Raw genomic sequence first — 23,306 nt, 5'->3', positions numbered from 1 at the left:
CTCGCAGCGGTGTCGTTGAATTTGTCGGTCGTAACCAAACGCTGCTGGAATTACACCAGCTCCTCCAAGAGAACAATCCAGTAGCCCTTACCGCATTAGCAGGCATGGGTGGGATCGGCAAGACTGAACTCGCCCTGCAATATGCCATCTCCCAGCTCAATCAGGGTCATTATCCGGGTGGACTCTGCTGGTTGCGAGTGAAAGGCCAGGAGCTAGCTGCCCAAATTATCGAATTTGCCCAGACCAAGTTAGCACTGGTCCTCCAGGATGGACTCGATGAAGACCAACAAGTGAGCTATATCTGGGGGCAATGGCCTACTGGAAAGGTGCTGATTATTTTTGATGATGTGATGGACCTTGAGACTGTCCAACCGTACTTACCGCCATCAGACCCCCCGGTATAAAGTTCTGATAACAACCCGTCAGGATTTAGGTCTATCCGTTCATTCCCTCTCCATCACAGAACTGAGCGATACGAGTGCCTTATCCCTCCTGAGAACCTTAGTTGGAGCCGAGCGCATTGATCCTCAGCTAAACGAGGCCCAAGCCTTATGTAGATGGGTGGGGAACTTGCCCTTGGGACTAGAGTTAGTGGGGCGGTATCTAGCCAAAAAGCCAGACTGGTCCCTCCATAAACTGATCGAGCGACTTGAATCTAAGCGATTGGAAGCCACAGCCCTGACGACTCCAGCATCAGGAATGACAGCACAGTTTGGGGTCGCTGCTGCGTTGGAATTAAGCTGGGTAGAGTTAAGTGAGACAGAACAAGAGCTGGCCTGCTTTCTAGGGATGTTTGCGGTTGCACCTATTCCTTGGACCTTGGTTGAAAGCTGCCTGTCTGAACAAGATCAAGATGAATTAGAAGACACCAGAGATGATGGTTTGATCGCTAGAAACTTACTCAAACGAGTAGACCAGGGTACGTACCAGCTCCATCAAATTGTGCAGGAATTTTTTAGGCTCAAGCTGCATGAATGCGCTGATAATGGCAATTCTATTAAAGTCCCATTTTGCAAAGCTATGGTTGGGGTTGCTAAAGGTATAGAGGAAAGTCCAACGATAGATGTGATTGAGAAAATCGGAGGAACAATCCCTCATCTAAAAGAGGTAATAAATCGATGGAATAGCTGTTTAGATGATGATGATTTAATCTGGCCCTTTATAGGGATTAGTCGATTTTATGAAGGTCAAGGTAACTATGGATTAGCCTTACCCTGGAGACAAGAATGTCTGGAACAGACTCAACAAAGATTTAGCAGTGAATACCCGTATGTTGTTGAGAGCCTCAATAACCTGGCAGCACTCTACAAAAGCCAAGGATGGTATGAGAAGGCAGAGCCTCTTTATCGCCAAGCTCTGCAAATAAGTAAAAAGCTATTGAGCAATGAACACTCCGATGTTGCTAAAAGCCTCAATAACCTGGCAACGCTTTACGACAACCAGGGGCGGTATGAAGAGGCAGAGCCTCTTTATCGCCAAGCTCTGCAAACGAGGCAGAGGATATTTGGCAATGAACATCTCTCTGTCGCGACTAGCCTCAATAACTTAGCAGTACTTTACAAAAACCAAGGACGGTATGAGGAGGCAGAACCTCTCCTTATTCAAGCTCTACAAGTAGACCAGAAGCTATTGGGTGATGAACATATTTATATCGCTCAAGACCTTAATAATCTGGCAGCAATCTACGACAAGCAAGGACGGTATGAGGAAGCAGAACCACTCTATAGCCAATCCCTGAAAATGAGACAGAAGCTATTGGGTAATGAACACCCCTCGGTCGCAACTAGTCTCAATAACCTGGCAGCACTCTATGACAACCAAGGACGGTATGAGGAAGCAGAACTGCTCTATCGTCAAGCTTTACAAATGAGACTGAACTTATTAGACAATGAGCATCCAGATATCGCTCAAAGCTTTAATAACCTGGCATATCTCTACAATAATCTAGGACAGTATGAAAAGGCAGAACCACTTTATCTGCAAGCCTTGAAAATGAGACAGAAGCTATTGGGCAGAGAACACCCTGATGTTGCGAGTAGCCTTAATAACTTAGCGAGGCTTTACTACAATCAAGGACGGCATAAGAAGGCAGAACCTCTCTATCACCAGGCCTTAGAAATGAAGCAAAAGCTATTGGACGATGAGCACCCCTCAATTGCAATTAGCTTTAATTGTCTTGGATTACTCTACAGCAACCAAGGACGTTATGAGGAAGCAAAATCTTCCTTCAAGCAAGCACTGATGATTGCTAAGAAAGCCTTAGGCTCAGAACATCCTACCACCAAGGACATAAGGAATAACTTAGGATCATTGCCTTAGCCTTTCTTCAATAAATCCTCAACCAACTCCAGAATTCCAAAAGTCAATCCTGGCAGGAACTCCAGAGTCCAGTGTGAAACGGTCATTTTTTCGTGTAATTTTTCGTGTAATACAGATTTTGGATAAAAATCTGGAATTAAAGCAACCGATCTAATATGGTGATCTTCAAGTTCGTGCTCTGTGGTGCAATTTATGTCGCGTTTTCCTCAAATTCCCGACATCCGAACCGTCCGTCTCATAGAGTTCGGCACAGAAAAATCAGAGGAGAGCAAAACTGTATCTGAAGTGCCCTTGCCTAATCAACAGTATTTTGTAGAATCTTATCGCTCCAATATTGCGGAATAAGTAGAAATACGCCTGTTCAAGAGGTTTATGGCATGATCAGATTTAAGGTGAGCTGATGACAATGCTTTAGTGGATTGGTGATTGTGATTAAAACTGTTGGAATGGATGGTTCCTATGGCACCAGAGTTACGCCAATTTTTTCGCGCCTGTAATCCAGGTAAAACGATCCGCTTTGAAGACCCAGAAGAACGTCAATATTACATTGATTTCTCATCCATCCGTGGGGGAGAAGTCATTGAAGAACTGGGCCAAACCATTGCCTTAATGGACCCAGATCCAACCTGTCAGCTTTTCTCTGGTCATATTGGTTGCGGCAAATCTACAGAGCTATTGCGCCTCAAAGCCGAATTACAAGATAAGGGTTTTCACGTTGTCTATTTTGAATCTAGTGAAGATCTAGATATGGGGGACGTTGACGTTAGCGATATCTTGCTAGCTATCGCCCATCAGGTCAGTGAAAGCTTAGAAGCAGCCAAGATTTCAACCCAATCAAGTTATTTCACGGGCCTGCTCCAGGAATGTGTGGACTTCCTGAAAACACCAGTAGAGTTGGGGGTTGAGGCTGAACTATCGTTAGGGATTGGTAAATTAACCGCCAAAACTAAAGAAAGTCCTCAACTGAGAAGCCAACTGCGGCAATACTTAGAACCCCGCACTGAAAGCTTATTAAGTGCCATCAACCGAGAACTCTTGCAGCCAGCCCAAGAAGAACTAACTAAACAAGGCAAACAAGGCTTAGTTGTCATTATCGACAACCTAGATCGGGTTGATAATCGGCGGATTGCCTCGGGACAAACCCAATCAGAATACTTATTTATTACCCGTGGAGAGCAACTCGGAGGACTGCAGTGTCATGTCGTCTATACAATTCCTCTGGTGTTGATGTTCTCCAATGAATTGCAAACCCTCAAGAATCGCCTTGGGGGTGGCACAGATCCAATGGTGTTGCCGATGGTTCCCATCCGGTTGCGAGATGGTAATGAATGCCAGGTGGGGATGGCGCAGTTACGGCAGATGGCCTTAGCCCGAGCCTTTCCCAATGCCACCCCAGAAGAGCGTCTAGCAGGATTGACAGAGGTTTTTGACTCCCCGGACATTCTTGATCAACTGTGTATAGCCAGTGGTGGACATGTCCGTAATTTGTTAAGCCTCTTATTTGCCTGTTTGAGGAAACGTAAATCCTTACCCATTACTCAAGACAGTTTGAATTTAGCTATTCAACAGGCCAGGGATGACTTGACAGCGACCATTGATGGCGATGAGTGGGCACTCCTCAAGCAAGTCACGACCCAGAAGAAAGTCAATGGAGAAGATGAATGTCAGGCATTATTGCGGAGTCTATTTGTCTTTGAATATCGCAATGATGCAGATGGACGTTGGTTTGATATCAATCCTGTCTTGGCGGGCGCACGCGAGTTGTCATGACGAATCGACCAATCACGGTGGGGGGTGAGAACCAGGAGCTTTTAGAGGAACTGGCCTGGACCATTGAGATGTCTGAAGGACAGTTCACGCTGATTTTAGCGAACTGCAACTATGGCCAGCTGCAAGCAGGATTAATCGAAACCTTGCAGCAAGTTTGTCCGGTTTCTATCCAGCAAGTGCGATTACAACCGGATGCGTTGACCTTATATTCATCGATTCAAAAACACATAGGTGAACAGTTACCCGCAGCGTTGATGGTCACGGGCTTAGCAGGCGTTGACGCGCTTGAGCAAGTGCTGACCTCAGCCAATCAAACCCGTGAAGAATTCCGCAAAAAGCTGCCGATCCCCTTAGTGCTATGGCTAAATGATGATCTTCTTAAGCTGATGGTGCGATTAGTCCCCGACTTGAAAAGTTGGGGGACCTCATTGCGGTTTCGAGCCAGCCCGGTGGAACTTGAACAATACTTGCAAGACTGTAGCCACCAATTACTTACCCAAATTCTCAAGTCAGGACCGTTTATTCCTAACGCCAAGGTCTTGGGGGAACGCCATCGGCAAGAAATTAGGTTTGCCTTACAGGAACTAGAACAGGAAGGGGTAGAGCTTGACTCAACGCTCCAGTCCACCATTGATTTTGCCCAGGGTAGAACTGCTTATGGGAATGGCGAATGGGAGATAGCACTCGATCTCTATGGGAAAAGTCTGCAGGGGCAACCGAACAGTGAACTCATATCCGTAGAGGAGGCTTCTCCAGCAGAAAGCGAACGAAATCTGACTGCATCTCAAATTGAAGCGCTGCAGCAAAAGGGAATAGTCCTTGTCCATAGAGGCTGGTGTTATGGAGCATTAGCGAAACAGGACTCATCTCAACAGCATGAGTATTTAGCTAATGCGAGGAGTGACTTCCAAGAGGCATTGGCCTGTTTTGAGCAAGCCTCTTCCCCAGACTTATTGATTCTCTATCGGGGGCAGCTGGGAGAAGTTCTACAACAGTTAAACGCTTGGGACGAGTTAGCAGCACTGGCACAACAACACGTTCAGCAAACTACACCAGAACAACATCCAGAACAACATATGGAAGCCCTGGTGTTACAGGCTGAAGTAGCCAAGCAACGTCAGGAATGGCAACAAGTTCAAAAATTGACCGATACAGCTCAGGGGATTTGGGCGTGTGGCACTACTGAGCTTCAGCTGCAATCACAGCAGCAAATCTTGCAAATGCGAATGGGTTTATTGAATGCCCAGGCAAAGCAAGCTCAGGGAATGGTTTCAGAAGCGATTGAGCGTCTAGAGCAGACAAAGAAGGTAACGAATGCCACTGCGAACCCACATTTGTTTGTTGAAATATTGGAGCAACTACGACAGCTCTATTTTGATCAGAAAGACTATCAGACTGCCTTTGATATCAAGCAACTGGAGACATCTGTCAAACTGAAATCTCGGTTGCAGGCTTTTATCGGGGCGGGACAGTTGCAACCCCAGCTTGCTAATGACGGAGAGATGGATGAGTCAATCGAGTTGTCAGGACGACAACTTGATATTGATGCCCTAGTCAATGAACGCTTGAGCCAGGATCAATATAAGCTGGTGATTTTGTATGGGCCATCTGGGGTAGGCAAGAGTTCTTTGGTGCGGGCGGGCCTAGTACCCGTATTGCAACAGCGAGGAATCAAAGACCGGAAGGCTTTACCTGTGGTGGTGAATGTCTATAGCGATTGGGTGACGGAGTTAAAAGGTAAGTTACACCAGGCATTAGTAGAACAACATAAACAGGTTTCAGCATCTGATGATCTCAGTGACCTTTTAGAACAGGCATCTGCACCCCAGACTCCAATACCGGATCCTTCAACGGATACGGTTAGTCTCTTGGGTAATGTTAGAGATCAACTCAAGAATAATGCTGACAACCAGTTCTTGACTGTTTTAATCTTTGACCAATTCGAAGAGTTCTTCTTTAACTGTCAAAAGCCAAAATTAAGACGTAGCTTCTATGAATTTTTGCAGGTGTGTTTAGACGGTAAAGAGATTCCCTTTGTGAAAGTGGTGCTTTCCCTTCGAGAAGACTACTTGCACTACTTACTCGAATTTGAACAATTTGCAGCTATTCATGGGTTTGAGCAAGATGTTCTACGCCAAGATAAGCGCCATTACTTGGGGAATTTCACCTTAAAATCGGCGCGACAAGTCACAGAACGGTTAACGAAGCGAGCACAGTTTCATGTGGAGTCACAGGTGATTGAGCAGCTGATTAAAGATTTAGCGACAGATTTGGATCAGGTCCGTCCGATTGAGTTGCAGGTTTCAGGCGCGCAACTACAGGCAGATCAGATCACGACTTTGCAGCAATATAAGGAACTGGGTGAGCAGCCCAAAAAAGCTCTAGCTAGTCGGTGGTTAGAGCAGGTTGTAGATGACTGTGGACCAGAAAACGTAGATGCGGCCTGGAAGATGCTGGTTTCTCTGACGGATGCCAAAGGGACTAGACCTCTGCGGACTGAGCAAGAGTTATGGACTGCTGTCAACACCTTTGCCTTAGTGGACACTGAGGATTCAAATATCCAAGATGTACCTACCTCTGCCCCGGAATCTCTTTCAACCTTTTCCATGATTTTGGGAATATTGCAGGGATCTGGGTTAATTGTCCATTGGCCTCAAGAGCAAGACGATCGCTTTCAACTGGTTCATGATTATTTGGTTGAACCGATTCGACAACACTTTGACACAGACTTAGAGCAACAACTTTTTAATGAACGAGAGGCTCGACAAAAAGCAGAAGCGGGGCGTTCGCAACTCTTGAAGATCTCATTGGGGGGAGCTGTTATTGCCATTGTGGGATTAGCAGGTCTTTTGTGGAGAGCAGAAAGTCTGCGGTATGGAGCTGAAAGACGAGAAGCTAACGCTGAAGTTTTGGCGTTGAGTCTTGCAAGTAAAAATTTGTTCAATTCCAACTATCATCTGAAGGCATTAACAAAAGCTTTAATGGTTGGCCAGCACATATTAGATTATGAAAAACAACAACCAACGCGATTAGAGAATTACATGTACGGAGTAGCTACATTGCGTGACTCCGTATATAGTATCCGACAAAAAAACAATCTCGAAGGCCATACCAATAGGGTCAATGCCTTAGCCTATAGCCCGGATGGGAGCACCCTAGCGACGGCGAGTTCTGACAAGACGGTGAAATTGTGGTCGAAGGAGGGGAGTCTGCTCACCACCCTCGAAGGCCATACCGATGTGGTCAATGCCTTAGCCTATAGCCCGGATGGGAGCACCCTAGCGACGGCGAGTGATGACAAGACGGTGAAATTGTGGTCGAAGGAGGGGAGTCTGCTCACCACCCTCGAAGGCCATACCAATAGGGTCAATGCCTTAGCCTATAGCCCGGATGGGAGCACCCTAGCGACGGCGAGTTCTGACAAGACGGTGAAATTGTGGTCGAAGGAGGGGAGTCTGCTCACCACCCTCGAAGGCCATACCGATGTGGTCTGGGCCTTAGCCTATAGCCCGGATGGGAGCACCCTAGCGACGGCGAGTGATGACAAGACGGTGAAATTGTGGTCGAAGGAGGGGAGTCTGCTCACCACCCTCGAAGGCCATACCGATGTGGTCTGGGCCTTAGCCTATAGCCCGGATGGGAGCACCCTAGCGACGGCGAGTTATGACAAGACGGTGAAATTGTGGTCGAAGGAGGGGAGTCTGCTCACCACCCTCGAAGGCCATACCGATGTGGTCTGGGCCTTAGCCTATAGCCCGGATGGGAGCACCCTAGCGACGGCGAGTTATGACAAGACGGTGAAATTGTGGTCGAAGGAGGGAGTCTGCTCACCACCCTCGAAGGCCATACCAATAGGGTCAGAGCCTTAGCCTATAGCCCGGATGGGAGCACCCTAGCGACGGCGAGTGATAACAATACGGTGAAATTGTGGTCGAAGGAGGGGAGTCTGCTCACCACCCTCGAAGGCCATACCGATTGGGTCAGAGCCTTAGCCTATAGCCCGGATGGGAGCACCCTAGCGACGGCGAGTTCTGACAATACGGTGAAATTGTGGTCGAAGGAGGGGAGTCTGCTCACCACCCTCGAAGGCCATACCGATGTGGTCAGAGTCTTAGCCTATAGCCCGGATGGGAGCACCCTAGCGACGGCGAGTTATGACAAGACGGTGAAATTGTGGTCGAAGGAGGGGAGTCTGCTCACCACTCTCGAAGGCCATACCAATAGGGTCAATGCCTTAGCCTATAGCCCGGATGGGAGCACCCTAGCGACGGCGAGTTCTGACAAGACGGTGAAATTGTGGTCGAAGGAGGGGAGTCTGCTCACCACCCTCGAAGGCCATACCGATGTGGTCTGGGCCTTAGCCTATAGCCCGGATGGGAGCACCCTAGCGACGGCGAGTTCTGACAAGACGGTGAAATTGTGGTCGAAGGAGGGGAGTCTGCTCACCACCCTCGAAGGCCATACCAATAGGGTCAATGCCTTAGCCTATAGCCCGGATGGGAGCACCCTAGCGACGGCGAGTTCTGACAAGACGGTGAAATTGTGGTCGAAGGAGGGGAGTCTGCTCACCACCCTCGAAGGCCATACCGATGTGGTCTGGGCCTTAGCCTATAGCCCGGATGGGAGCACCCTAGCGACGGCGAGTTCTGACAAGACGGTGAAATTGTGGTCGAAGGAGGGGAGTCTGCTCACCACCCTCGAAGGCCATACCGATTGGGTCAGAGCCTTAGCCTATAGCCCGGATGGGAGCACCCTAGCGACGGCGAGTTATGACAATACGGTGAAATTGTGGTCGAAGGAGGGGAGTCTGCTCACCACCCTCGAAGGCCATACCGGTGTGGTCTGGGCCTTAGCCTATAGCCCGGATGGGAGCACCCTAGCGACGGCGAGTGATGACAAGACGGTGAAATTGTGGTCGAAGGAGGGGAGTCTGCTCACCACCCTCGAAGGCCATACCGCTTGGGTCAATGCCTTAGCCTATAGCCCGGATGGGAGCACCCTAGCGACGGCGAGTTATGACAAGACGGTGAAATTGTGGAACTTCAAACTTGAGAATCTGGTAGATCGGGGGTGTAAATGGTTGTCGGGGTATTTTATTCGCTACCCACAAGAGTTAGAACCATTGAGGGTCTGCCATAGTCCGTCCCTATTAAGTTCGGTTGCACCTAGTCTAGTCAAACAAGGCCAAGCCCTTGCAGAAGCAGGAAATATGGATAAAGCACGACAAAAATTCCAAACTGCTCTTAACTGGAGTTCCAAATTAGATTTTGAGCCTCAGACGCAGGGGATTAATCAAGATATCGATGCTTTAGTCAATAAATATGGTGCAATTGGCAAGGCTGCAAAGGGGAAACAATTAGCCAAGGCAGGCAAGTCTGATCAAGCTTTTGCAGAGTTTCAAACCGCTCTATTACTCAATCCAACTATAGACCTCGATCCTAGTACTGAGGTCAAAGAACAAGATCCCCAAAAACTAATTGTAAAGTGGGCTGCACCAGCCAAGCTTGAGAAGGCTCAAAAATTAGCCAAGGCAGGTAAGTCTGATCAAGCTTTTGCAGAGTTTCAAACCGCTCTATTACTCAATCCAACTATAGACCTCGATCCTAGTACTGAGGTCAAAGAACAAGATCCCCAAAAACTAATTGTGAAGTGGGCTGCACCTGCCAAGCTTGAGAAAGCCCAACAGCTTGTTAAACAAGGGAAAGTGAGTGATGCTGTCACCATTTTTCGAGAAGTGAATCACCAACAAAAACTTGATCCAACTATAGAAATATCTGCCTATACTTGGAATTCACTTTGCTGGGCTGGGAGTTTGCAAAGGAAAGCAAAAGCAGTGATGTTTGCCTGTGAAAAAGCTGTTGCTTTTGACCCAAGTCATGGAGGGAGGCGCAATAGTCGAGGTTTAGCTAGAGCTTTAACCAATAATTTCAAAGGTGCGGTAGAAGATTTTGAAGCTTACATTAAATGGTCTGATATTTCTACCGATCAAAAGACACAAAGACAGAGCTGGATCAATGACTTAAAGACTGGGAAAGATCCTTTTACTGATGAAGTTCTGGAGAGTCTATCTGATGAATGATACCACTAGATTCTTCACAGCCAGCAATGCAAGGAATCAGTCAGACTGCTGTACCTGAAAAGGAATTCAGGGTGTGTATGATTGGTGAAGGAAACTGCCATTATCGTAACCAGTTGCCTGAAAGACTAATGTCTAGTTCTCAGAATGTCCTCTGAAAAGCAGACGAATTATTAGACTAAAATCCTACAAAGGTTCGTGTAATATGGCGAAAGATATGTTCCATATCGGACATTTTATTACGCTGAAATCCTTATAGAAAAAGGAATAGCTAAACACAACAATTTTTTAATTCCTGTTTTTATATAGAAATCAGGAATATCAATCACAGATCTCATTTAGTGATCTTGGAATCTATACAATTTATGTTGCGTTTCTCTCAACATGCCGACATGCCATCGCTGAGTTAAGCACTTGGAAAGTGTTCGAATCAGGGTAACACTTGTCACTAGATTATAATCTTCAAAACACTTTTTAATTAAGCTTTTCAGGATTTTGTATTGCAGTGAAAGTGTTACCTAATTTGGTCCGATATTGAACAACGCCGAACGAGGGATGCATGAAATCAGTCTAATTCAACAGCTTTCGCAAAATCCTTAGCTGCATTAGTCAGCGCTTCGCAGCCAACGCCATCTCGGGCAGAACCAGATAGCCCCGTCATAGCAATCAGAATGTAATCCGCGAGTTTTTTGGGATCGATAGCACCAAGGCGAGCAAGCTCAACTGTGAGCATGTCGCAAGCTGCTTTACGTCTTAGCAACAAAAAACTTTTCGCTTCTTGGTCGTTGCTATTTCGCCCACCGTCAAGCACTAAACAGCCCCGTCGATGCCGATCGCTGGTATATGCCTTCGCTGCCTCAACTAACACGTCCAATACTAGTTGTGGCAACGTGTTAGCAGCTGTAGCAACTTCAAGCACAAAACGGCCATCATCTGTTTCATATGCCTCAACTGCCTTTTGAAGCAACCCTAACTTACTACCAAAGGCTGCATAGAGGCTGGGTGGCTTGATTCCCATCGCATCACTCAATTCAGCAATACCTACACTATCGTAGCCGCGCTGCCAGAACAGATGCATGGCTATTCTGATAGCGTGGTCACGATCTAATTTGGGCGGTCGCCCACGAGGTTTCTTCTTTTTTGTATCGATCACTATTTTATTCCTTGACTTTGCCATTAAATATTTATATAGTAGTCACTATATTATTCAGATACTAAGGAAAAAGCAATGAAGAGTTTTCTAGCCATCAGTGCCTTAACCATCGTCATTGCGGGACTCTCTAGTGTCAATGGATTTGCCCAATCTCCAGTCAGGACAGCAACAATCGATCCGTCATTACAAACATTGACAATGGTAAACGTGCTTACACCAGAATCTGGGAAGCAAGATGAGGTCATCCGATTACTGCAGGCGGGGATGGACGAAGAAATGAAATTGCAGCCTGGATTCATCTCATCAACAATTCATCGCAGCCTCAATAGTGATCATGTTGTTGTTTATGCTCAATGGACAGATCAGGCAGCAGTCGATGCTGCTGTGAAGGTCATTCAGAGCGGCAAGGCTCCAAACATGCAAAATGTGTTTTCAATTGCCTCACCTGATTTTCATCCTTATCAGGTTGTCTCAACGCACCGTTCGAATTCAAAGTAATCTCGTCTACCAGTTGTCTCTGCAAAATTTGACGCAGGGACAATTTATTAGTCGGGTAGAGAGGATCCTTCAATACTTAGGTCTGTTTTGGCCTCAAACGACCGTAGCTGCGATATGGGGCAATTTAGTATAAATGCACTATAGTAATTAACCAATTTTGGTCGTTACAGCGTTTGTAAGTCAACAATATTCTCAATAAATAATATTTAATGAGAATAGCTATAACCTTTGGTATTCATAGCTTATGGGTTTAAGCTGCCCCTAAATACAGCTTCGGTCGTTTGAGGCCTGTTACGGCCTCCATGCCAGTCAATGGGCAAATGTGTGTCTGTACGGACCCGGAAAAAGGAGACTGGCAACCTTGGACTGAACTAGCCTTTGCTTTCTCCATCAAAATCTTGCAGGGAATGAACCCTCTTAACTTCAGGCTTAGCCAAAGTGGACCCCCTCCGTCAGTTTCTTCTTGCCAGTAGAGGGTTGATTGTTTGATGGGTTGGGGGTTTCGCCTGCTTTGGGTTTCCTTGGATAGACCTGAATCCCAGGATTGAGCAATTCAAAGCCTCTGGCATTTACTGGACCCAGCTTGCCCACGATAGAAGCTGCCCAGTACTCAAACTGATGATCCGTCAGCTGCTTGAATTGTTTGGGTTTGACCCGTACTGTCACTGCCTGATTGTTCTCTGTTAAGCAAAACTCCACCAAGCCATTGACTATTTTGGATTTGGGGACTTCAGAGATTTTGCAGGTGATCTGAATCTGGGCGGCAGTCGCCATGGTTAAATCCTCTTCAATCAGTGATAGCAGATAGGGGCATTGTGAAATGATTCATTAGCGTTTCTTCTTCTTTTTACTTTTGGAGGAGGTGTGCCCAAAGCCTTGAGAGGAAGGTCGTTGTGGGGAATGTTGGAAAGACGGTATAGGCTCTGATGGGTCTGACAATACTCCTAAGACGTCCGTGATGGGAAATCCTTGCTGAGGTACTTCTTCACGGGTTTTCAGCCCGAGTGCAACTTGAACCTCATCCCAATCTCCCATAATAGTCAGATCCACTCGTTGAGCCTCAAAGGCTTTCTTGATCTCAGGGGCTTTATCAACGGCCTGTAGGTCACAAAGGCCCAGGATGAGAAACCCATTGAGGCCCAGATCATTCTTTTTATAGCTGGCTAACTGCTGGGTGATAACCTCGATGCACTGTTCTCGCTGGTCTGGATGGCGGTCGTACAGTCTCTTAAAGTAGTTAGTCGCAGAGAGTCGGCCAAATAGGTTATGTCTGGGATTGGCAATGTAGTCTTGGACTGCAGATAAGGCAGAAGGGCCAATCAAACTCATCACCTTGGGAATTTCTTCTTGCGCCCACTCGTGATCCGGGTCTTCCAGGAGGTTGAGTAACGGCATAATGGCAGTCTCAGCCTCTAAACCCCCTAAAGCTCGCCAAGCGTGAACAGGTGTCCAGCATTCAGTCCCATTACTGCTCTCTAAATCAAACTCCCGATCCGTCGCCATCTGAATCAGTTCAGGAATATGCTCAGCCGTTAGATCTAGTTCTTGAATGTAACTAGTCCAGGATTCAGGGGAGGAGTAGTCGCACTCACCATAGGTGAGCAATTTTGAGATGGGGGGATGATAGTCATTGATGGCCATAAATTCGTCCTATCACTTTCGAGGCATGGGCAGTTGAAAGTTGGGGCAAGTATACTAACCATTTTTATCTGCATCTGCTGCATAGTTCTGATTGCAATCTAGAATCTGGATTGTCTGGGGTACATCCATGAAATAGATCTACCAGGATTCAGTTTTTTTTATTCTTGCCATTGCTGTTTGCATGAGTTTTGAACTTGCTGTGAAACTTTTTACACGGTTTTGCAAAGTACCCTGATTTCCTGTTTTTGGAGTTTTCCGCGACGGCCCAAAACATGGGCGTAGTGCATACATTAAAATTTTCCCCGACGACAGGCAGTTTTGGATCGCTGTAATCCATTCCTAGAATGTATTTGAGGGGTGTTTTCCCAGGATTTTAGGAGCTGCTCAAGAAATCTCATCTTTTTCTGTGTATATCCCATGAAAGTGCATTCAGTACTAATTGAAGCCATTTTTTTTATTGTCAAATCTACTTATTTCTATGGCAAGGATCGAAATTGGATAAAAAAGAGAATTTCATAGCAAGCCATTCTGGGTAGGTTTTCAATAAGAACATTTTTGAAATTTTGGAGACAAACTTGAGCGTTAATCAACAGAGCGTGACACTCTACATAAATGTCGATACTGATTCGTCAGCTACCCGAGGATTTGCTTTGGCAGACTTCGGTGATGCTTCACCTTATGAATTCTTCATTTACCAGCTTTTTAATGTCGCAGCACGACGAGTGAGTGAGTATGGAAACAACAAGTGTCAGATGAGCGATAGATCTTCTCTAGATCAAGTCCTGAAAAAGTTGCGGGATTTCTACGATGAAATTAATTCTCAGTGGGCCTATCGAGCATTGGATATCTGGCTGTACCTAGCATCAACTCGCACCTGGGGGCAGTCATGAGTGAACGAGCTAATTTTGTCATCCGTCGTCAGCCCCTCAAAGGCTCACGGGAAGAAATGGTTTTATCTGCTATCAAGGCTTTCTATGGCAAGCAATATCCAGAGAAAGTCTCATTGAGATTGATAGACATCTTTGAACCACTAGCCATGATTGCCAATGGAGGGAATGAACAGGACATCGTTCGAGCTATCGAATTAGCTGAGATGAATATAAAAGATTATTTTCAGCAGTTGAGGAACCAAATTCCTGGATATAGTTTTTGCTAACTCTTCATCTGCTCATAATTTGGTCGAGCCAAGGCATCAATCTGACGCACCAATTATTGATTACCTAGATGAAGACGAAGATGAAATTGAACTGGAGTTTGACTAGATAATGAGTCACTTAATATTTTGTAAGCTCCTAGACAATAGAGATTAATAGAGAGGACCTTCGTAAACTACGCAAGTATTGTGTGGGTTGGAGAGTCAGAAGAACTCTCTAAATCTGAGGTGGTGTTTGTTGAGACTCATCTCAGTCCTTTCAAGGACTGAGATGAGTTCGCTTGTGCTTAAAAAATGGACGGTAGTGCCCCCAAAAGTAAGGATCGCTGAGACGGCCTTCCAATAGTAATCGCGCAATATGGCCAGTAGAATGAGTGAAAGCTATTTAGAGTAAGCATTTCAGAATTTAAAAATCTATAATGTAACTACCTTCTGAAATGTTAGATATGCAAAAGATGTTACTGTCCCATCTTTGACTATATCTGGGACACTAGAATTCTAAATCTATTGATTTATATAGCTTTCAGAAACTTTCCCAAAACTGCCCAAGCATCGTAAATGGGACAGTACTGTTTTAAAAAATTTGCAAGGTGTAATTTCCAACAGGTAAATACTAAGCATTTATGCTTAGTTCTCTAACCTATACTGGACAATCATTTCAGCCTTAGCGACCAAAACGTGTCTATTGATAAACAAAGGCCGTATCGAGATAGCCATCTTGCCCATCCCCAGGCATACAGGAAAGAGAAAATCGATTCACACAGTTGACAGTACATCGGAATACTGTTACATTTATTTACATAAGGTTACAAAACACATGATTTCACGGAGTCCAAGATTATGAATTCATCCAACAGCTTTTTTGGTTTCAATCCCTTCGCAGAAGCCTGGAGTGGCCGCCTTGCAATGGTTGGCTTCTATATCGCCTTAGTTATTGAACTCGTCACCGGTAAAGGTGTCTTACACTTCTGGGGCTTGATGTAAATCGCTTCTGAACTCTCCTCTCGCCTACGTCTCATTCGCAATACGACATTTATAGATATTTGCCGAACGGAGACACCCCAGTTCAAGCATTTTCAATACTTTCAGCTATTCAACATTCATGAGAAAACCCAGCCTTTTGGCTGGGTTTTCTCATGAATGTTGCCCCTCTCATCCAGCCGTCAGAGTCAAATTCTTTCCTCAGTATTCAGCCCAACAGAAATTTGATCTTGGGGTTGACAAAACTTTACATAAGATTTACATTAGTTTACATAAGCTAATTCGCATTTACGGAGTCACACACCATGAGCATCAAAAATCAGACTTGGGGTTTTAACAGCTTTGCAGAGACTTTCAGTGGTCGCTTAGCCATGTGGGGATTTTTCGTCGCCTTGCTCACCGAGGTATTAACCGGAAAAGGAATCCTTGGACAACTGACTGCCTTTTTCTTCTTTATTAATTAACGACGATTTGCGCCTGATTCATCGTCCTGAATTATCTCTTCCTTATTATTTGACCCCAGTTGTGAGCTGGGGTTATTTGTTGCCCCCTTCTCTTCCATTATTGAATCCTCCCCACTATGAAATCCTCAGTTCAGAGTAAAGATTCGATTACCCTTTACTTGCAAGAAATTGGCCGTTTTCCTTTGCTGGATCATGAGCAAGAAATCATGCTTGGCAAACAAGTGCAGCAAATGGCCATGTTGCAAGACCTCAAGCAACAGCTGACTGAACAACTCGACCGAGAGCCTATGCTATCGGAATGGGCAGAGCAAGCTGAAATGTCTGTCTCTCAGCTTCAGAAAGATCTAAAGTTGGGTCAAACTGCCAATCGAAAAATGGTTGAGTCCAATTTGCGATTGGTCGTCTCCATTGCCAAAAAATATAACAAAGCTAAGCTCGAATTCCTCGATCTGATTCAAGAAGGCACGATTGGCCTGCAACGAGGAGTAGAGAAGTTCGACCCCACCAAAGGCTATCGATTTTCTACCTATGCTTATTGGTGGATTCGACAAGCAATGACTCGCGCCATTGCCGAACAAGAACGAACCATTCGTTTGCCAATCCATATCAATGAAAAATTAAGCAAGCTACGTAAAGCTCAACGCCAACTCTCTCTCAAGCTCTATCGTGACCCGACTGTCGCAGAGTTAGCAACGGCAATGGACCTTGCTCCAAAGAAAGTTGAAGCCTTCTTGAGTTATGCTCGCCATTCGATTTCTTTGGACGTTCAGATTGGCGATCAGCAAAATACTGAACTTTGGGAATTACTAGAAGACCCTCATGCGTCCCCGGAAGACTATGCAACCGCATCTTCTTTACGGTCGGATTTAGCAAAACTCCTACAAGATCTAAATCCTCAACAGCGGAAAGTGATTACCTTACGATATGGCCTGATTGACCAAAACCCATTGACCTTAGCGAAAGTGGGTGAGCGTCTGAATGTGAGTCGGGAATGGGTACGTCGGGTAGAGCGAGAAGCATTTCGACTCCTTCGGTCCCAGAAAGTAGTTTTACAAGAGTATATGGCCTCTTAACCTAGGACCACTCAAATATCCTCACTACAAAAGCAGCTGCTCTTTATATAGAAGAGCAGCTGCTTTTGTTTTACATACGTTTACAAAAGACAATCAGCCCAGACACTTCAGTATGAAGTCAAAAAATTTATAAAAAGTGTATAAATTGGCAAATAATCTATTAAAACTTGATTATTTGATTTCATATAGGATCTATAACCCTATATCTACATTTAACTTCTAAAATATCTGATCTAAAGCTATAAAATGCAATAAATATAAAATCAATCTCTTTACCATAAGAAAACCAATATGTAAATTTATTTGACACAACGTTACAAACTAGTTAATATAGTTTACATAACGTTACACAAAGGAATTCATCATGTTTGCCCCTCTCGTCGTCCTAGTTCGCAACATCGTTGGTCAGCCCAAATTTGTAAAGCTCAGAGGCAAAGGCATCGCTATGCACTCTAAAGCCATTACGAATGTCTGCAATCAAATGGGTATTGACCGGAGTCGCCGTCAAGGTTGGATTCGACTAGCTCGCGACAACGGCAAACGTCTTGGACTCCTCGCTTAAAGAGCCAACGCCACAAAGGGTGGACATTATCCCCACCTCAAGACCTGAGTCTTGCTCATCGAGTCATACACAACTTTTTTAGATAAGGACCTTCTCATGCCAGTTAATGACAAACCCCGCCGTCCTAATCCCTTAAGAACAATCTTATTGTTACTGCCTCTAGGGCTATTAGTATTAAATCTAGTGTTGACCTTTGGTAACGGTCCACAAGTTTCTAAAGTGCCCTATAGCTTCTTTATTGAGCAAGTCCAAGATGGAGAGGTTGCTCGGGTCAATGTTGGCCAAGACGTGATCCGCTATCAACTCAAAGGTACAGAGGAGAATGCCAATCGAGTTCAAGAAACCACACCTATTTTTGACTTAGAGCTACCCAAGCTGCTCGAATCCAAGGGTGTTGAATTTGCTGCTACTCCTCCCCCCTGCGAATCGCTGGTTCACCACATTACTAAGTTGGGTGATTCCTCCCGTAATCTTTGTGGCCATCTTCCAATTCTTTAGTCGTGGTGGCATGGGTGGCGGTGGTCCCCAAGGTGCCTTGTCTGTGACCAAGAACAAAGCCAAAGTCTACGTTGAAGGCGACGACAACAAAGTCACTTTTGATGATGTCGCTGGTGTAGAAGAATCCAAAGCCGAACTCGAAGAAATTGTTGAGTTTCTCCAGTCTCCCAAGCGCTTCACTGATATTGGTGCCAAGATTCCCAAAGGTGTCTTACTTGTAGGCCCTCCTGGAACAGGTAAAACGCTGATGGCTAAGGCTGTCGCGGGTGAAGCAGGGGTTGCTTTCTTCAGTATCTCTGGTTCAGAATTTGTCGAACTCTTTGTCGGTACAGGTGCCGCTCGGGTTCGTGACTTGTTTGAACAAGCTAAAAAGAAAGCCCCCTGCATTATCTTTATTGATGAACTCGATGCCATTGGTAAATCGAGATCTGGTGGTAATGGTTTCGTGGGTGGAAACGATGAACGTGAACAAACCCTGAACCAACTCTTAACAGAGATGGATGGATTTGGTGCTAGCGACGATGCCACCGTGATTGTCTTAGCCGCAACCAACCGTCCTGAGACTTTAGACCCTGCCCTATTACGTCCCGGTCGATTTGACCGTCAAGTCTTGGTAGACCGTCCTGACCTCACAGGTCGTCTCGCCATCTTGGAAATCTATGCCAAGAAAGTGAAGCTCGGTGAGAATGTTGACCTCAAAGCCATGGCCACACGTACTCCTGGTTTTGCAGGGGCTGACTTAGCCAACTTGGTTAATGAAGCCGCTCTGTTAGCAGCACGACGAAATAGCAAGGTGGTTGAAACCCAAGACTTAGCTGAAGCCATTGAGCGAGTGGTAGCTGGTCTAGAGAAGAAGAGCCGAGTGCTCAATGAGAAAGAGAAGAAGATTGTGGCTTACCACGAGGTCGGTCATGCTCTAGTCGGAGCCAAGATGTCCGGTTCGGATCAAGTGGAGAAGATTTCCATTGTTCCTCGCGGTATGGCTGCCTTAGGTTACACGTTGCAAGTCCCCACGGAAGACCGGTTCTTGTTGAATGAGGCTGAACTTCGAGGTCAGATTGCCACTCTACTCGGTGGACGAGCTGCAGAGGAAGTTATCTTCGGGAGTATTACTACGGGTGCTTCTAATGATTTACAAAGAGCGACGGATTTAGCGGAGCAAATGGTGACGTCTTACGGCATGAGTGAGGTGTTAGGTCCTCTGGCTTATGACAAGGGTCAGCAGAATAATTTCCTCGGTGGGGGGATGAATGCTCGCCGGGCCGTCAGTGATGAGACTGCTAAGGAAATTGATAAGGAGGTTAAGGGCATTGTGGAGACGGCTCACCAAGAAGCGCTGACTATCCTGAAGGGAAATAAGGAATTGCTGGAGATGATTTCTGAGCAGTTGCTGGAGAAGGAAGTAATTGAGGGTAATGGTCTTAGAGAAATGCTAGCTAAGGTGCATCCTGAATTAGAGGGGCAGCCTGAACAGCATGTTCAAGAGACTGAAGAGTCTCTGGCTGTCTAAACTTTCTGATTGATAAATTCCTTTGATGGCCCTCTGCTTTGCAGGGGGCTTTTTTTGTAGACCTGTTCTTATCTCATTTGCTGCTTGTGTGTTTACCGTCAGGCCTGAATTAGAGAAGGTTTTGAGAGACCTGGATGATGGGCTGGCGATAGTACTAGAAGAGAGATGATTAACTATTGGCTCAATAGTTAATCATCTCTCTGGTAGGTAAGAGGGAGATGGGGAGAGGGGCTGAGGCTTTGATGGTAGGGGCTGGGAAATATAGGTGATTAAGTTCTGGGGTTATAGACTAGTAACTTAATTGCTATTTTTGTGACTTATGCCGCTGCCAAAAGGGTCGAATCCGAATCATCCGAAGTTGGGTTCATCGATTAAGGTGGAGCCGATCCGGACTAAAAAAGCGATCTCGGGGATTAAGCAGCTGTTGTCGGGAAGTCCTCGGGATCTGTGTCTGTTTACGTTGGGGATTAATACGGCGTATCGGGCGAATGAATTGCTGTCTTTGAAGGCAGGCCAGGTGCGGTATCTGGGGATTGGGGATGTGATTGACCTGAAGCAGTCAAAGACAGATCGGTATCGGTTGGTGACGCTCAATTCTAAGGCGGTGTCGGTGATTCAGTCTCTGCTGAGGTCTCGAGTGTTTGAGGATGAGGATTATCTGTTCTGGAGTCTGCATGGTCCGGTGTTGCAGGTGCCGACGGTGACGAATATGGTAAAGCGCTGGTGTCGGTTGGTGGGGCTAAATGGGCATTATGGGAGTCATACGTTGAGAAAGACGTGGGGATATTGGCAGTATAAGCGGCATACACCCATTCCGCTGTTGATGGAGGCGTTTGGGCATAAGTCCCAGCAGCAGACGATGGCTTATTTGGGAATTCAGTCTAAGGATGTGGCACGGATCTTTGAGATGGAGTTATAGGAGTAAAGGAAGAAAAGAGTTTTGTTCAATTATTTTATTAATAGTTGGATAGCTAGCATTCCAACTATTAATAAAATAATTATTTTAAGTTCATATGAATCGTACTAAAACCTATCAAGATATAGTGCATGGGGGCAATTCAGTTTTCCGGGAAAACTGAATTGCTGAATAATATAATAAGAAAACTAATTGATACTCCTGAATTACAGCGTTTAAGATATATTCGCCAAAATGGATTAACAAATATTGTTTTTCATAGTATGGAACATTCACGATTTGCACATAGTCTTGGGGTAGCTCATGTTGCACGTAGAATGTATCAGCGAGTGCTACTGAATAGTGATTTAACAGATAAAGTTGAGCCTCAACTGCGAGTGTCAACAGTTATTGCTGCATTGCTTCATGATATTGGTCATGGCCCTTTTAGTCATACTTTTGAAGAAATCATTCATGATATTGGTCATACTAATTTTTCTCATGAAAAAAATGACAATTAGAATGATTAACGAAGATACAGAAGTCAACAGAATACTTACTGAAGAAGATGAAGATTTACCCAAAAAAATTGTCGGCTATATTGATAAAAAATGAGAGAATTTTAAATAATCAAAAATGGGTTTATAAAATTGTTTCAAGTCAGTTGGATGCAGATAGACTTGATTATGTTTTAAGAGATTCAACTATGGCAGGACTAAAAAAATACTACATATGATCTTAGTCGAATAATCAATTTTCTATATATTCACCCGGATAGACCTGATGCACTTGCCATTAGTCGTCATGCAATTGAAGCAGTTGAGTCATATATATTAGCATTGGATCAATTGTATCGTGTTATTTACTATCATCAAGCTGTTCGTTCAGCTTCAGTTATATTGAAATTAATTTTGAAAAGATCCTCAAAATTATTTCATGATGGTGATCAATCTGTTTTTCCAAGAAGAGTTAATGGTAATGAGAATCTTGTTAGAAAATTATTTATCAAGGGAGAAAAAATAGATATAGAAGACTATACACGTATAATGGATGCCCAGATTTGGGTTCTTATTGATGAATGGTGTGATTGTAAAGATCCGATTTTGTGCGATCTTTGTCAACGTTTAATTTCAAGAAATCTTTTTAAGTCTATCATTATTAATGATTCTTATGAGGCAGAAAAGTTAAAAGAGAAAGCTGTAAATCTGGTAAGTAAAAATTCATCTTTTATTAGTGAGTCTGATGCATCTGATTATTATGTAAATGTGGATGTATCAAAAAGAAAAACCTATAAACAAGATGATGCAATTTGGCTTTTTGAAGATGGAAAGCCAAAAAACACTACAGGATGATGAAAGTAGTAATATAATTTCTGTTATTAGAAAGAAACAAAAAAATTGAATACCTTATGTTCCCATCAGAAATTCAAGATGCTATGAATAAAAAAATAGGCTATTCAAGAAAAAATTATTTAAGAAATAAGAATTATACTAATCTGTATGATTTTTTGTTTGTAAGCTATATACACGAATAAACAGAAATGCGAAAACTGTAAAAAAGATTTTATCTTGATTGTAAATTTAGTAGGTTGGCCGATAGCTAAAGAAATAGAAATTTATAGCTGTCCGTATTATTTGTGTCAACATAAAAAAATGTTCAAGAATTATTTGTTACTGAAAAAAATAGAATCAGTCTAATAATAAATTTAAAGATATCTCGCCGAAAATTTATACTCGAATTTCACATAAGCCCTGCTAAATTGAACTATATGCCATGTAAAAAAAAAGATTGTAGTGGATTAGAGAAATATAACTTTGTATTTTATGAATCTTCAGTACTGCTGGCATCTAATGGTAGACATTCAGGGGTATGAGTATCTATTGAAAAAGATTGACTGATAGATAAAATATAGCCTTTGTATGGTCTTTTTAGACTATGAATAACAGAACAATCTCTGCTTAACAAGGGAAACGAATCTGGTCAAGCCTATATACAGATATTTACTTTACATACACTTCAAGCAATTCATGATTTAAGAAAACATTCATATCGAAGTCAATATTTTCTAAAAGTATTGAGAAATTAGTGCGATCATAGTCACCTTCGAAAAAAAGTCTCAAGCCGCAACGATCCATTGTCATTAAGATATGCTTTCATAAATAAAAATTCAGCATTCAGAGAATTTAAAAATTCTAGAAAATTACTTCTCCTGACATTTTCTTCTGCACCGTATATTATACTTACTAGTACACCACGATTGCCCACTTGTTTAAGGTAGAGATTCGACTTTCTAGGGTGGCGGCTAAGGAGTCCATCTTCTCCCGCATCTTCCACGGTATAGCCAGTAAATTCTAGGTGATTACGATACTTGGCGAGGGCATGTGCGACTGAACTCTGAAGATTAATATCTTGCATAAGTCTTTTTTCTCAAAGTTGGTGTCAGTAAAGAGTGATCTTAGTTTACCCACGATGAGTGCCTAAGCTTCCACCATGAGAGAAGCGTCCCAAGTCTGTTCTGGGGCACCTTCGATTTCAAGGTGTTAGGCGTGCTAAGACAGTCTTGTTCTCTACCAGCCAAATTGTTCGAGTACTAACTATACAAAGACCAAAAATTGAAAATTTATAGGGTATAAAGATATAAATACCTAAAAGCAGCAACACCTAGATTCAATATAAATTAAGTGAAGTATTTGATTTTGAAAATATAAGTTGA

18 protein-coding genes and 2 pseudogenes are annotated in these 23,306 nt (G+C 44.3%); 16 read left to right on the top strand and 4 right to left on the bottom strand.

Annotated features, from left to right (window positions below):
- Positions 1-44 precede the first annotated feature (44 nt).
- The 5 genes and pseudogenes from HRE53_RS32535 to HRE53_RS32515 all read left to right on the top strand — a co-directional run bounded on the left by HRE53_RS32535 (position 45) and on the right by HRE53_RS32515 (position 10,168).
- A pseudogene (locus HRE53_RS32535) lies at positions 45-2,319 on the top strand (tetratricopeptide repeat protein).
- Between the two features lie 192 nt (positions 2,320-2,511).
- Positions 2,512-2,664 (top strand): hypothetical protein, encoded by a 153-nt coding sequence (locus HRE53_RS32530; protein ID WP_235112851.1) that lies wholly within the window; start codon positions 2,512-2,514, stop codon positions 2,662-2,664.
- Between the two features lie 114 nt (positions 2,665-2,778).
- A complete protein-coding gene (locus HRE53_RS32525) occupies positions 2,779-4,089 on the top strand; it encodes a P-loop NTPase fold protein (protein ID WP_235112850.1) in 1,311 nt (436 codons plus the stop codon).
- On the top strand, positions 4,086-7,958 hold the full coding sequence (locus HRE53_RS32520; protein WP_235112848.1) for a WD40 repeat domain-containing protein: 3,873 nt from the start codon (positions 4,086-4,088) through the stop codon (positions 7,956-7,958). Before HRE53_RS32525 ends, HRE53_RS32520 begins: the two co-directional genes overlap by 4 nt.
- The gene (locus HRE53_RS32515) at positions 7,895-10,168 is read left to right on the top strand and encodes a WD40 repeat domain-containing protein (protein WP_235112846.1); all 2,274 of its coding nucleotides are present in this window, start codon (positions 7,895-7,897) and stop codon (positions 10,166-10,168) included. Before HRE53_RS32520 ends, HRE53_RS32515 begins: the two co-directional genes overlap by 64 nt.
- A gap of 562 nt (positions 10,169-10,730) precedes the next feature.
- Here HRE53_RS32515 and HRE53_RS32510 read toward each other — a convergent pair.
- Positions 10,731-11,318 (bottom strand): TetR/AcrR family transcriptional regulator, encoded by a 588-nt coding sequence (locus tag HRE53_RS32510; RefSeq protein WP_235112845.1) that lies wholly within the window; start codon positions 11,316-11,318, stop codon positions 10,731-10,733.
- Positions 11,319-11,393: 75 nt separating this feature from the next.
- On the opposite strand from HRE53_RS32510, the gene HRE53_RS32505 reads away from it, so the two are divergent.
- Positions 11,394-11,816: an antibiotic biosynthesis monooxygenase family protein gene (locus HRE53_RS32505; RefSeq protein WP_235112844.1), complete on the top strand. Its 423-nt coding sequence runs from the start codon at positions 11,394-11,396 to the stop codon at positions 11,814-11,816.
- A 429-nt stretch (positions 11,817-12,245) separates the two neighbouring features.
- Here HRE53_RS32505 and HRE53_RS32500 read toward each other — a convergent pair whose 3' ends face one another.
- The gene (locus tag HRE53_RS32500) at positions 12,246-12,590 is read right to left on the bottom strand and encodes a fertility inhibition FinO-like protein (protein ID WP_235112843.1); all 345 of its coding nucleotides are present in this window, start codon (positions 12,588-12,590) and stop codon (positions 12,246-12,248) included.
- 54 nt (positions 12,591-12,644) lie between these two features.
- Positions 12,645-13,457 carry a HEAT repeat domain-containing protein gene (locus tag HRE53_RS32495; RefSeq protein WP_235112842.1) on the bottom strand — a complete coding sequence of 271 codons (813 nt, stop codon included), beginning with the start codon at positions 13,455-13,457 and terminating at the stop codon, positions 12,645-12,647.
- A 575-nt stretch (positions 13,458-14,032) separates the two neighbouring features.
- Here HRE53_RS32495 and HRE53_RS32490 point away from each other — a divergent pair.
- The 10 genes and pseudogenes from HRE53_RS32490 to HRE53_RS32445 all read left to right on the top strand — a co-directional run bounded on the left by HRE53_RS32490 (position 14,033) and on the right by HRE53_RS32445 (position 21,945).
- Positions 14,033-14,347: a hypothetical protein gene (locus HRE53_RS32490; protein WP_235112841.1), complete on the top strand. Its 315-nt coding sequence runs from the start codon at positions 14,033-14,035 to the stop codon at positions 14,345-14,347.
- A complete protein-coding gene (locus HRE53_RS32485) occupies positions 14,344-14,613 on the top strand; it encodes a hypothetical protein (RefSeq protein WP_235112840.1) in 270 nt (89 codons plus the stop codon). Before HRE53_RS32490 ends, HRE53_RS32485 begins: the two co-directional genes overlap by 4 nt.
- Positions 14,614-15,450: 837 nt before the next feature.
- Positions 15,451-15,594 carry a chlorophyll A-B binding protein gene (locus HRE53_RS32480; protein ID WP_235112839.1) on the top strand — a complete coding sequence of 48 codons (144 nt, stop codon included), beginning with the start codon at positions 15,451-15,453 and terminating at the stop codon, positions 15,592-15,594.
- Positions 15,595-15,896: 302 nt separating this feature from the next.
- A complete protein-coding gene (locus HRE53_RS32475) occupies positions 15,897-16,055 on the top strand; it encodes a high light inducible protein (protein WP_235112838.1) in 159 nt (52 codons plus the stop codon).
- A 116-nt stretch (positions 16,056-16,171) separates the two neighbouring features.
- Positions 16,172-17,128, top strand: coding sequence for an RpoD/SigA family RNA polymerase sigma factor (locus HRE53_RS32470; RefSeq protein WP_235112836.1), 957 nt, complete (start codon positions 16,172-16,174; stop codon positions 17,126-17,128).
- 364 nt (positions 17,129-17,492) lie between these two features.
- The gene (locus HRE53_RS32465; RefSeq protein WP_212664871.1) at positions 17,493-17,690 is read left to right on the top strand and encodes an electron transporter; all 198 of its coding nucleotides are present in this window, start codon (positions 17,493-17,495) and stop codon (positions 17,688-17,690) included.
- 96 nt (positions 17,691-17,786) lie between these two features.
- Positions 17,787-19,698: pseudogene (gene ftsH4 / locus HRE53_RS32460) on the top strand (ATP-dependent zinc metalloprotease FtsH4).
- 319 nt (positions 19,699-20,017) lie between these two features.
- Positions 20,018-20,617, top strand: coding sequence for a tyrosine-type recombinase/integrase (locus HRE53_RS32455; RefSeq protein ID WP_235112835.1), 600 nt, complete (start codon positions 20,018-20,020; stop codon positions 20,615-20,617).
- Between the two features lie 128 nt (positions 20,618-20,745).
- Positions 20,746-21,114 (top strand): HD domain-containing protein, encoded by a 369-nt coding sequence (locus HRE53_RS32450; protein WP_235112833.1) that lies wholly within the window; start codon positions 20,746-20,748, stop codon positions 21,112-21,114.
- 318 nt (positions 21,115-21,432) lie between these two features.
- The gene (locus HRE53_RS32445; protein WP_235112831.1) at positions 21,433-21,945 is read left to right on the top strand and encodes a hypothetical protein; all 513 of its coding nucleotides are present in this window, start codon (positions 21,433-21,435) and stop codon (positions 21,943-21,945) included.
- A 745-nt stretch (positions 21,946-22,690) separates the two neighbouring features.
- Here the strand turns inward: HRE53_RS32445 and HRE53_RS32440 are convergent.
- On the bottom strand, positions 22,691-23,008 hold the full coding sequence (locus tag HRE53_RS32440; RefSeq protein WP_235112829.1) for a hypothetical protein: 318 nt from the start codon (positions 23,006-23,008) through the stop codon (positions 22,691-22,693).
- Positions 23,009-23,306: the final 298 nt, after the last annotated feature.

Origin of the sequence: Acaryochloris sp. 'Moss Beach', assembly GCF_021497025.1 — a bacterium.
Lineage (GTDB): Bacteria > Cyanobacteriota > Cyanobacteriia > Thermosynechococcales > Thermosynechococcaceae > Acaryochloris > Acaryochloris marina_A.
The sequence above is the reverse complement of the archived record's forward strand: the minus strand, read 5'-3'. Positions and strand labels throughout refer to the sequence as shown.